Below are 11284 nucleotides of genomic sequence, written 5' to 3' on the forward strand. Positions count from 1 at the left end.
CCGTGCTAGGTCTCCTTGAGGATCCGGTGGAGCAGGTCCAGGCTCGCCGACGACTCCATGGCCGTCGTCCCGAGCTGGTTCATGACGTGCCGGTAGAAGTCGACCTCGGCCTGCTTGTTGAGGTACTGCGCATTGGTGAGCTGTTCGAGATAGACGACGTCGAGAAGGTCCCGCTCGGGCAGCCGCAGGACGGAGAAGGGACCGCCCGCCGCGGGATGCCCGCCGACGTGGAACGGCAGTACCTGAATGGTGACATTGGGCCGTTCGGAGATGTCGATGAGGTGCTGGATCTGCGCGCGCATGACCTCGCTTCCGCCGATCGGACGGCGCAGCGCGGCCTCGTCGACGATGGCCCACAGTTTGCACGGGTCGGGCATGGTGAGGATTCGCTGGCGCCGCATCCGCAATTCGATGCGGCGGCCGAGTTCGTCGGGCGTGGGCGGATGGCCGAGCCGGATGACGGCGCGGGCGTAGTCCTCGGTTTGCAGCAGCCCCTGGACGAACTGGACCTCGTACGAGCGGATGACGTTCACCGCCTGCTCCAGCCCGAGGTAGCCCTGCGCCCAGTCGGGGATCAGATCGCAGTAGGGCTGCCACCAGCCGGGACGGTTGGCCTGCCCGGCCAGCGCCAGCAGGGTGGCGCGTTCCGCCTCGTCGGCGACCCCGTAGAGGGTGAGCAGGTCGGCGACGTCCCGCAGCTTGAAGCCGCTCCGTCCCAGCTCCAGGCGGCTGATCTTCGAGTGGGACGCGCGGATCGCGTCGCCCGCCTCCTCGCGGCTGACGAGGCACTCCTCCCGGAGGCGGCGTAACCGCGCGCCCAGCACCATCCGGGGCACGGCAGGCCCTGGATGCATGTCATCGCGGACCCGGCCACTCGGCGGGCCGCCCACGGGGTCGGCAATGACCATGGTCACTCCTTACGCGATGGTCGCCTGCACAGCGACCACGGTAGGCCCTCTCACCCGCACTTTCACCCGCGCTTCGGGGAGCGCTCACTTGCGCCCGATACCGCCGAACGAATTGACCTCGAAAGTGGTCTCGATGTGGGCGACCTCGGGCCGCCACCACTGGAGCGGCACGACCCCGGGCTCCAGCAATTCCAGGCCGTCGAAGAAATGCGCGACCTGTTCCGGGGAACGGAGCCGGTACGGGACCGCGCCGCTGTCGTTGTAGCCCTCAAGGGCCTTCGCGTTCGCCTCGCTGGCGCTGGTGCTGTCGTACAGCACCAGGTAGCTCCCGGGGGCCAGGCCGTCCAGCAGCCGGTCGATGATCTCCTTCGGCCGCCCCTCGTCGGGGACGTGCCCGAGGATCCCCATCAGCATGAGCGCGACCGGCCGGCCGAGGTCCAGTTTCTCGGCGGCGGCGTCGAGGATCCTGCCGGGATCGCGCAGATCGGCGTCGATGTAGTCGGTCATGCCCTCGGGCGTGCTGGTCAGCAAGGCCCGCGCGTGCGACAGGACCAGGGGGTCGTTGTCCACGTAGACGATCCGGGACTCGGGGGCCACCCGCTGCGCGACCTCATGGGTGTTGTCGACGGTGGGCAGGCCGGTGCCGACGTCCAGGAACTGCCGGACCCCGGCCTCCGCCGCGAGGTACCGCACCGCCCGGGCGAGGAAGTACCTGGCGACCCGCGCCACGTCGACGATCCCGGGATAGACCTCGCAGAACTGGTCGCCCGCCGCGCGGTCGACGGGGTAGTTGTCCTGGCCGCCCAGCCAGTAGTTCCAGACCCTGGCCGAGTGCGGCACCGTGGTGTCGATCTGGGGCGACGGCTGGAGCTCGGGAACGGCCGAGCCGTCCGGTTCATCGGCCACGAAGATCACAACTCCTACCGCGCGAGCGCTGCCGGGACCGCCCACAATCTAACCCCATCCCGCCCCCCGGCCCAGGCTCTAGGAAGCGGCATCGCTGCCCCGACCGCGGCGTGGTCCCGGGACGGCCACCAGAGGTCGGCGGGACGGCTATCAGAGGTCGGCGAACGGATCTTGACTGGCGAGAATACGTATGTTCTCATTCATCAGACAAAGTACGAACTGGCAGTACGGTCATACCCAGGCAGCCCCGCGCAGCACCCCTGCGACACGATCCGGGCCCGTCACCTCCGAACGCAGGAACCCTGCGAGCGATCGGGTCCACATCTCCGGACGTCCACCCCATTGCTCCACCGGAGGGCAAGGACCACCCCCGTCAACACATTCTGGTTCGGAGGACCCCCAGATGCGGAAACAGCTCTTCGTTGCGGCTGCCGCAACGTTCCTGATGGTCGTGAGCGCGTGTAGCGCCGACACCGATGATCCGAGCCCGGGGGGCGGCGGTGCGGCGAAGCCGAAGCAGAATGTCGCGTGCCCGCCCGTCGACCAGGCCGCGATCGACAAGAGCGCGACGTTCACCTGGATGTACAGCGTCGCCAACACGAGCTTCGACCCGGACAAGGTCACGACGAGCAACAGCTGGATGTACCTGTATCCGGTCTACGACACGCTCATCCGGATCGACGCCAACGGCGAGCCGACGCCGATGCTGGCGAAGAAATGGGAGGTCGGCGACGGCGGCAAGAGCCTGACGCTGAACCTCATCGACAACTGGAAATACCACGACGGGACGGCGTTCGACGCCGAGTCCGTCAAGGCGAACATCGACCGGCACCGGGGCGCCAAGAGCTTCAACAAGCAGGCCCTCAGCGACGTCACGGGGGTGGACGTCGTCGACAAGGCCACCGTGAAGGTGAAGACGAAGAGCGGCGCCGCGCCGCTCATCGGGATCCTCGCCAGCTCGGCGGGCATGATGATGAGCCCGAAGGTGTTCGACGACCCGGGCCAGGCGAGCAAGCCCACCGGCGGATCGGGCGCGTTCAAGGTCACGGCCTACGAGCCCAACACCAAGGTCGAGTACACGCCGGTTCCCGGCTACTGGGACCCCAAGGCCGTCAACGTCGCCAAGATGGTCTTCCTGATCTCCAGCAACGACAACGCGCGGCTGAACGCCACCATCACCGGCACCGCGGACGCGACGTTCCTGCGTTCCAGCATGTACCAGCCGGCGAAGGACGCGAAGCTCGTCGTCTGCCAGAAGCCGAGCCTGGCCAGCTTCACGATCGCCGTGAACACCTCGAAGGCCCCCTTCGACAAGAAGGAGGTCCGGCAGGCGCTGAACTACGCGATCAACCGGGACGCGATCAACGAGCTGCAGGGCGGGTTCTGCCAGCCCGGGGTGCAGATGTTCCCGAGCGACTACTACGCGTCCGACCCGTCGCTGACGCCGGACGCGTACAAGTTCGACCCGGCCAAGGCGAAGGAACTGCTCTCCAAGGCGGGCGTGAACAACCTCTCGTTCACCCTGGAGACGGACAACCTCGACGCCTACCAGCGGGTCGCGGAGCTCATCCAGGCGAACCTCCAGGAGGTCGGCGTCAAGATGACGATCCGGCCGGTCGAGCTGCCCAAGCTGATGGAGGGCTTCTCGGTGAACAAGGGCGTCGACGCGATCATGGTGCAGCAGAAGGCGGACGCCGACCCGAGCATCCAGATCGCCTCGTACTACCTGCCCGACGGGTTCAGCAACCCGGGCGGCTACTCCAACCCGGCGATCACCGACCTGGCGACCAAGGCCAAGGCCGCGAAGGACCGGAACGCCGCCAAGAGCATCTACCAGCAGCTGTTCCGGGCGGCCCACGACGACGCGGCGCAGCCGATCACGCTGTGCCATCTGAACACGCCGCTGGCGAGCAACAACAAGGTCATGGGAATGGAGCTCTACGTCGACGGATCACGCCAGTTCCGGGGCGTCGCGGTCAAGAAGTGACCATTCGCCGGAGCCGATAGCGGAGCGGGTTCCAGCCGGAGCACGGGGCCGGCTGGGACCCGCTCGACCAGAACGCGCCGGGCCGGCTGGGACCCGCTCAGACAGAACGGAGGAATCGGCGTGCTGCGGTTGCTGTGCGTGCGACTCCTGGCGATGATCCCGTTGCTGGTCATCGTCAGCTTCCTGATCTACAGCCTCATCGCGTTGGTGCCGGGCGGCCCGGAGGTGGCGCTGGCCGGAAGCAATCCGACGCCCGAGAGAATCCAGGCGATCCGCGAGGAACTCGGCCTCGACGAGCCATTCCTGATCCAATACTGGAATTGGTTGACGGACGTCCTTCAGGGCGATCTGGGGAACTCTTTCGTCGACGACCAGAGCGTCTGGTCGGCGGTCTCCGCCGGGTTCCCGGTCACCCTTTCGCTGGTCGTCCTCACGCTGCTCATCGCGGCCGTTCTGGGGCTGGCGCTCGGTCTCGCCGCCGGGCTCCGCCCCGGCAGCTGGCTGGACCGGATCTCGACCGTCACCGCGAGCACGTTCATGGCGCTGCCGTACTTCTGGGTCGGCATGATGCTCGTGCTCATCTTCGCCATTCAGATGCGGACGCTTCCGGCCGTCGGCTACGTGCCGTTCGCCGAAAGTCCGGTGGACTGGTTCAAACACCTTCTCCTGCCGGCGTTCTCGCTCGCGACCGTCCCGACCGCCGTCGTCGCCAGGCAGACCCGCGCGGCGGTGACGTCGGTGATGCAGGAGGACTACATCCGCACGGCCAGGGCGAAAGGGCTCCACCCGAGAAGGGTGGCGGTCAAGCACGTGATGAAGAACGCCGCCGTTCCCGTCGTCACGGCGTTCGGCGTCGAGGCGAACCGGCTGATCGGCGCGACGGTCGTCATCGAGCAATTGTTCGCGCTGCCCGGCGTCGGGAAACTCGCGTACTTCTCGGTCTTCTCCCGGGACTTCCCGATGGTGCAGGGCATTCTGCTGATCACCGCTGTCCTGATCATGCTCGTGAATCTGGCGGTCGACCTTTCGTACGGCTACTTCAATCCGAAGGTCAAAGTGTCATGACTTCTAGTGACAGCGTGGACCTCCGCAAGCCGGTCGCCGCGCCGGTCGAGGACGGCGGCGGCGACCTCGTCGAGCACGCCTCCCGCGGGCGCGCCACCCTGCGCCGGTTCCGGGCCAACAGGTCGGCCGTCGTCGGCTGCGGGCTGCTGCTGCTGATCATCATCGTGACCGCGGCCGCCCCGCTGATCGCGCCGTACGGGCCCGCGCAGGTCGACATCAGCGACCGGCTGTCCGGACCGAGCGGCGTCCACTGGCTCGGCACCGACACGCTGGGACGCGACACCCTCAGCCGCCTCATGTACGGCGGCCGCGTGTCGCTCGCGGCGGCCGGGCTCGCCGTCCTGATCGCGACGGTCATCGGCCTGCCGCTCGGACTCGTCAGCGGCTACTTCGGCGGGATCGTCGACTGGCTGCTGGACCGGGCCGCGGACGTGCTGATGTCGTTCCCCGCGATCGTCCTGACGATCGCGATCATCGCGGCGGTCGGGCCGGGGCTCACGACCGCGATGGTGTCGCTCGGCATCGTGTACGCGCCCCGGATGTACCGCGTGGTCCGCGGCAGCACCATCGAGGTACGGCGCGAGGTCTACATCGAGGCGTCGACGAGCATCGGGACGCCGCACCTGATGATCCTGCGGAGACGGGTGCTGCCGAACATCCTGCCGGCGACGCTCGTCCAGCTGTCGTTCCTGCTGGCGTCCGCGCTGCTGGCCGAGGTGACGATCAGCCTGCTGGGCCTCGGCGCGCTGCCGCCGACGGCCAGCTGGGGCAGCATGCTCGGGCAGGCGTTCCAGGAGATGCGCAGCCAGCCGTCGCTCGCCGTCTACCCCGGCATCGCGATCGCGATCGCGACGCTGTGCTTCAACCTCGTCGGCGACGGCCTCCGGGACGCCTTCGGCCGGGAACAGAGGAAGGCCTGATGACCGCGAAGCGTGTGATGAAGGGGAAGCGGGACAAGGGCGCTGGCGGGAAGCACCGGGCGTCCGCCCCCAAAGACCAGGACCGGCTGTTGCAGATCGACGATCTGCACGTCGACTTCCTGACCGACCGCGGCTGGACGAACGTCGTCTCGGGCGTGTCCTTCGACGTCGGGCCAGGCGAGATCGTGGGGCTGGTCGGCGAGTCCGGGTCGGGCAAGAGCGTCACGAGCCTGTCGGTGTTGCGGCTGCTCCCGGACGCGTACGCCCGCACCCCGTCCGGCCAGGTGCGCTACCAGGGCCGGGACCTGATCGGGATGCCGGCGCGGGAGCTGCGCGACATCCGCGGCAACGAGATCTCGATGATCTTCCAGGAGCCGATGACGAGCCTGAACCCGGCGTTCACCATCGGCGACCAGATCGCCGAGGTCTACCGGCGGCACAAGGGCGGGTCGCGGCGCGCCGCGTTCGCCCGCGCTGCGGAGATGCTCGACCTCGTCGGGATCCCGGACGCGGGCAGCCGGGTCAAGGACTACCCGCACGAGTTCTCCGGCGGGATGCGGCAGCGCGCGATGATCGCGATGGCGCTGGCGTGCGAGCCGAAGCTGCTCATCGCGGACGAGCCCGCCACCGCCCTCGACGTGACGGTGCAGGCGCAGATCGTCGCGCTGCTCTCCCGGCTCCGCGACGAGACGGGCTGCGGCATCCTCTTCATCACCCACGACCTCGGGCTGGTCGTCGAGCTGGCCGACCGGGTCGTCGTGATGTACGCGGGCGAGGTGGTGGAGACCGCCGCCGCGCTCGACCTGTACAACGCGCCGAAGCATCCGTACACGGCGGGGCTGCTGAGCGCCATGCCCCATCTGGGGGTTCGCGGGAAGGAGCTGCCGACGATCCCCGGCCGCACCCCGGAGCCCTGGCGGCTGCCAGAGGGTTGCCGGTTCAGCCCCCGATGCGGATACACCAGCGAGGAGTGCGTGGCCGCAGCGCCCGCGCTCCGGATCGTCGAGGCAGGCCGCAGCGCCCGCTGCTGCCGTACCGAGCAGTTGCGTTTGGTGGGTTCCCCATGAGCATCAAGAAGACCGGCGCGGAGACCGGGCCGGTGCCGGACACCGATCCGGTGTCGGAAAGCGAGCTGCTGTCGGAGAGCGGGCCCGTGGCGAAGGGCGGGCCCGTGGCGATGGACGGGCCGGATTCGGAGAGCGGGCCGCTCGTCGACGTCCGGAACGTCAGCGTGGTGTTCCGGAAGAAGCGGACGCTCGCGGCGGCGCGGCTGGTGCGCGCGGTCAACGACGTCAGCTTCCACATCGACCAGGGCGAGACGTTCGGTCTGGTCGGCGAGTCGGGGTCGGGCAAGTCGACGACCGGGCGCGCGCTGCTGAAGCTGGTGCCGACGGTGAGCGGGTCCATTTCGGTGGCCGGGCACGACGTCACCGCACTACGCGGGAGCGCGCTGCGCAAGGCGCGGCGCAGCATGCAGATGGTGTTCCAGGACCCCTATTCGTCGCTGGACCCGTCGTCCACGGTGGCGGCGAGCATCGCTGAGCCGCTCCTCGTCCACGAGAAGCTCTCGGCGAAGGCGGCGCGCGGCCGGGTGCACGAGCTGATCGAGATGGTCGGGCTCCGGGCGAGCTACGCCGAGCGGTACCCGTACGAGTTCTCCGGCGGGCAGCGGCAGCGGCTGGCGATCGCGCGGGCCATCGCGCTGAACCCGCGCTTCGTCGTCTGCGACGAGGCCGTGTCCGCGCTGGACGTGTCCACGCAGAACCAGGTGATCAACCTGCTGGAGCGGCTGCGGGCGGAGTTCCGGCTGACGTACCTGTTCATCGCGCACGACCTGGCGATCGTCCGGCACATCTCGCACCGGGTCGGGGTGATGTACCTCGGCCGGATCGTCGAGACGGGGCCGGCGGAGCGGGTCTACTCGGCGCCCGCGCATCCGTACACGCAGGCGCTGCTGTCGGCGATCCCGGACCCGCGCCGGGAGTCGGAGCGGATCGTCCTGGAAGGGGACCTGCCGGACCCGGCCAAGCCGCCGGTGGGATGTCCCTTCCAGACCAGGTGCAGATTCGTTATGGACGTCTGCAAGCAGCAGGTGCCCGTGCACACTGCTGTCGACGGTGGTGGGGAGGTCGCGTGCCATCTGCAGACGAGCGGTCCTACGCTGGCGGGTTCGCCGTTGAACGATCTGGCGCCGACGCGCGTCAAGGCGGCCCCGTGAGCGGCGACGCCGTGAGCGGCGGCCCCGTGAGCGGCGGCACCGGGCGGCGCTGTGAGAAGGCCTTTCCCGTGACCTGACCCACGTTGACCGTCATATACCGGCAGACGTAATCTGTACTACGTCAGACAAAAGTAAGGACTACCGTGACCGACCCGAAGCTCGACCTGATGATCGACCGGCCCTCCGAATCCGTCCCGGAAATGGTCGTCCGGCGTATCCGGGACGCGATCGCCGCCGGCCTGCTCCCTCCCGGTCGTCAACTCACCGAGCGCGAGCTCGTCGAACTGACCGGCGTGAGCCGGACGTCAGTGCGGGAGGCCATGCGGCACCTCCAGACCCTGGGGCTCGTGGAGCCGTCGCCGAGCCGCGGCGTCCGCGTCGCCAGGCTCGGCCGCGACGAGGTCCGGGAGATCTACGAGGTGCGGGACGCGCTGGAGCCCGCGGTGGCGGAGCTGTTCGTGCTGCGCGCGACCGACGAGGAGGTCGCCGCGCTCGTGGAGAAGGTCCAGCCGCGGCCGTCGGGTGAGGAGCGCATGCGGGCCATATACGAATTCGACGAGCTGCTCCTCGCCGGCGCCCGCAACTCGCTGCTGAAGTCCATGCTGGAGCCCCTGCACACGCGCATCCACGCGCTGCGGAGCCTTTCGGTGACCATTCCGGGTCGGCACGAGGCGTCCCGGCAGGAATACCTCGATATCGCCGAGGCCATCGCCGCCCGCTCGCCCGAGCGCGCGTCGGAGGCCGCGCACCGCCACGTTCGAGCGGCCGCCAAGGCGGCCTTGAAAGCTGTGGAAATCCTTGAGAAAGAGCACCCGAAGTCATAGCGCAACACCGTGGCGGACAGCCACATCGGTACGAGTACGAGGGTGATATCGCCATGGCGACGAAGGATGTGGCAATCGTCGGCGTCGGGTCGTCGGATTTCCGGCGGCTGTACGCGGACAAGAGCCGACCGAACGATGTGTACGAACTCGCCGCGGAGGCGTTCCGGGACGCGCTGGACGACTGCGGCGCCACCCAGCAGGACATCGACGGCCTCCTCTGCATCAATATCAAGTACGGCCAGTTCGGGGAGACGGTCGGGCTGACCGGCCCGGGATTCGTGCACGACCTGGAGGGCACCGGCCGGATGAGCGGCGTCGCCCTGCAGGAGGCCTATGCCCTCGTCAGCTCGGGCGTCGCCGAAATGGTCGCGTGCGTCTACGGGACGAACGGCCGGACCGCGGGCGTGAAATACGGCGGCGGAGACGCCGATCCGGCCGGTGCGTACGACGCGATGTACGGAATGACGTCCACGGGCGCGTACGTGTCGATGATGTACCAGCGGTACTGCGCCATGTACGGCGCACCGGAAGACTCGCTGGCGCCGCTCGCCATCAACAATCGCGCCAACGGGGCCCGCAATCCGATCGCGGTGTTCCAGAAGGAGATCGACCACGACGAGTACATGGCGTCGCGGTTCATCGCCGAACCGTTGCGCAAGCTGGACTACTGCATCATCAACGACGGCGCCGTCGCGTTCATCGTGACGACCGCCGACCGTGCCCGTGACCTGCGGAAGAAGCCGGTACGGGTCGCGGCCACGGCGGGCCGGGCCGAGCTGAGCCGCAGCTACATCAGCCCCGACTTCTACTACGAGACGAGCGCGGCCGTGGCCGGCGACCTCTACCAGAAGGCGGGACTCGGCCCCGACGACATCGACTGCATGCAGGTGTACGACAACTTTTTGCCGACGATCCTGTTCACCCTGGAAGGCTTCGGCCACGCCCCTCGCGGAGGCTCCTGGGAATGGATCAGGGACGGCCGGATCGAACTCGGCGGCAAACGTCCGCTGAACACGTCGGGCGGGCACACGAGCGAGAGCTACATGCAGGGCTTCGCGCTCCATGTGGAAGCGGTACGGCAATTGCGCGGCGAAGCCGGAGAACGGCAGGTCGAGAATTGCAACACCGTCCAGTACATGTGCGTCTCGCCCATCGTGACTTCGCATATCTTCGTGGCCGACTAGAAGGGTAAGCCGATGGACGTCGCGGCCTACGCGAAACTCTTGCCGGACATCACCCCGCGCAACAAGCCGTTCTGGGACGGCTGCGCCGCCGGTGAGTTCCGGTTGCAGCAGTGCACGGGCTGCGGCCGGTACCGCTTCCCGGACGCCCCGGTCTGCCCGAAGTGCCTTTCCAGCTCGGCGTCCTGGGAGCCGGTGAGCGGCACCGGGACCATCTGGTCCTGGTGCACGATGCACCAGAAGTATTTCGCCGCCTTCGCCGACGAGGTTCCCTACCGGCTTGTTTACGTACGGCTGACCGAGGGCCCGCTCGTGATCAGCGAAATGGCCGACGACACGGCCGAGTTGCGCCTCGACCAGCCGGTTCACGCGGTGTTCCGGGCGAGTCCGGAGGGGCGGGTCATTCCGCAGTTCAGCACCGACGAAGCCGCAGGCAAGTGAGGTTGTACCCCCATGGATCCGATCGCTGACCACGACCTTGTCCGGTATGAGGAATTGTCCGACGGCATCGCGCGCATCACGCTGAACCGGCCCGAGAAGCGCAACGCGATGAGCCGCGCCGCGCGGGCGGCGCTGATCGAGGTGCTGGACCGCTGCGACGGGGACGTCCGGGTGATCGTCCTCACCGGGGCCGGTCCGGCCTTCTGCGCGGGCGTCGACCTCAAGGAGTCCGCCGAGGAGGAACTCGACACCGACCGCCGCGGCGCGGGCCGCCGCACCAGCTGGCTGGCGGTGCAGGAGCGCATCCGGCAGCACTCGGCGATCGTCATCGCGGCCGTCAACGGGTTCGCGCTCGGCGGCGGGCTGACGCTCATCAATTCGAGCGACCTCGCCATCGCCGCCGACGACGCGCCGATCGGGATGCCCGAGGTCGGCTTCGGCCTGTACCCGGGGCTCGCCGGGCCGTCGACGCAACTGCGGCTCGGGGCGAAGCGCGCCGCCTGGATGGTGCTGACCGCCGACCGGATCACCGGGGCGACGGCGGCGGAGTGGGGGCTGGTGAACGTCGCCGTCCCGGCCGCCGAGCTCCAGTCCGCCGCGCTCGCCCTCGCCGAGCGCGTCGCCAGGCACAACGGGGTCACGCTGTCCTGGGCGAAGCGCGCCCTCCACGAGATTCCCATGTACATCTCGGACTGGACGAAGGCCCTCGAATACGGCGAGGACGTGCGCCACCAGATCGCAGCACGCTCGACCGTGCTCGACGACCCGCACGCGACGCACCGGGCCGCGGTCGGCCGGACGGGCGACGGCGCCCGATGAGCCGTCCAGCTGGAG

11 protein-coding genes are annotated in these 11284 nt (G+C 68.6%); 9 read left to right on the top strand and 2 right to left on the bottom strand.

Going from position 1 to position 11284, the window contains the following annotated elements:
* Positions 1-5 precede the first annotated feature (5 nt).
* Positions 6-908: a helix-turn-helix domain-containing protein gene (locus tag ACH34T_RS32470; RefSeq protein ID WP_396024759.1), complete on the bottom strand. Its 903-nt coding sequence runs from the start codon at positions 906-908 to the stop codon at positions 6-8.
* Between the two features lie 84 nt (positions 909-992).
* Positions 993-1814: an SAM-dependent methyltransferase gene (locus ACH34T_RS32475; protein WP_396024760.1), complete on the bottom strand. Its 822-nt coding sequence runs from the start codon at positions 1812-1814 to the stop codon at positions 993-995.
* A 403-nt stretch (positions 1815-2217) separates the two neighbouring features.
* Between ACH34T_RS32475 and ACH34T_RS32480 the strand changes: the two genes are divergently transcribed.
* The 9 genes from ACH34T_RS32480 (at position 2218) to ACH34T_RS32520 (ending at position 11269) form a co-directional block, all read left to right on the top strand.
* Entirely contained in the window at positions 2218-3801 is a 1584-nt protein-coding gene (locus ACH34T_RS32480; protein WP_396024761.1) for an ABC transporter substrate-binding protein, read from the top strand.
* Positions 3802-3921: 120 nt separating this feature from the next.
* Complete coding sequence (locus ACH34T_RS32485) at positions 3922-4866, top strand: ABC transporter permease (RefSeq protein WP_396024762.1); 945 nt, start codon at positions 3922-3924, stop codon at positions 4864-4866.
* Complete coding sequence (locus ACH34T_RS32490) at positions 4863-5786, top strand: ABC transporter permease (RefSeq protein ID WP_396024763.1); 924 nt, start codon at positions 4863-4865, stop codon at positions 5784-5786. The genes ACH34T_RS32485 and ACH34T_RS32490 overlap by 4 nt, the downstream gene beginning before the upstream one ends.
* On the top strand, positions 5786-6853 hold the full coding sequence (locus ACH34T_RS32495; RefSeq protein ID WP_396024764.1) for an ABC transporter ATP-binding protein: 1068 nt from the start codon (positions 5786-5788) through the stop codon (positions 6851-6853). The genes ACH34T_RS32490 and ACH34T_RS32495 overlap by 1 nt, the downstream gene beginning before the upstream one ends.
* Before the next feature lie 110 nt (positions 6854-6963).
* Positions 6964-8004, top strand: a complete 1041-nt coding sequence (locus ACH34T_RS32500; RefSeq protein ID WP_396024866.1) for an ABC transporter ATP-binding protein — start codon at positions 6964-6966, stop codon at positions 8002-8004.
* Between the two features lie 143 nt (positions 8005-8147).
* Entirely contained in the window at positions 8148-8828 is a 681-nt protein-coding gene (locus tag ACH34T_RS32505; protein ID WP_396024765.1) for a GntR family transcriptional regulator, read from the top strand.
* A 53-nt stretch (positions 8829-8881) separates the two neighbouring features.
* Positions 8882-10012, top strand: a complete 1131-nt coding sequence (locus ACH34T_RS32510) for a thiolase family protein (RefSeq protein ID WP_396024766.1) — start codon at positions 8882-8884, stop codon at positions 10010-10012.
* Between the two features lie 12 nt (positions 10013-10024).
* Entirely contained in the window at positions 10025-10450 is a 426-nt protein-coding gene (locus ACH34T_RS32515; protein WP_396024767.1) for a Zn-ribbon domain-containing OB-fold protein, read from the top strand.
* Between the two features lie 12 nt (positions 10451-10462).
* Positions 10463-11269: an enoyl-CoA hydratase/isomerase family protein gene (locus ACH34T_RS32520; protein ID WP_396024768.1), complete on the top strand. Its 807-nt coding sequence runs from the start codon at positions 10463-10465 to the stop codon at positions 11267-11269.
* Positions 11270-11284 lie beyond the last annotated feature (15 nt).

It is taken from the genome of Actinomadura sp. 9N215 (assembly GCF_044326345.1).
In the GTDB taxonomy this organism is placed as follows: Bacteria; Actinomycetota; Actinomycetes; order Streptosporangiales; family Streptosporangiaceae; genus Spirillospora.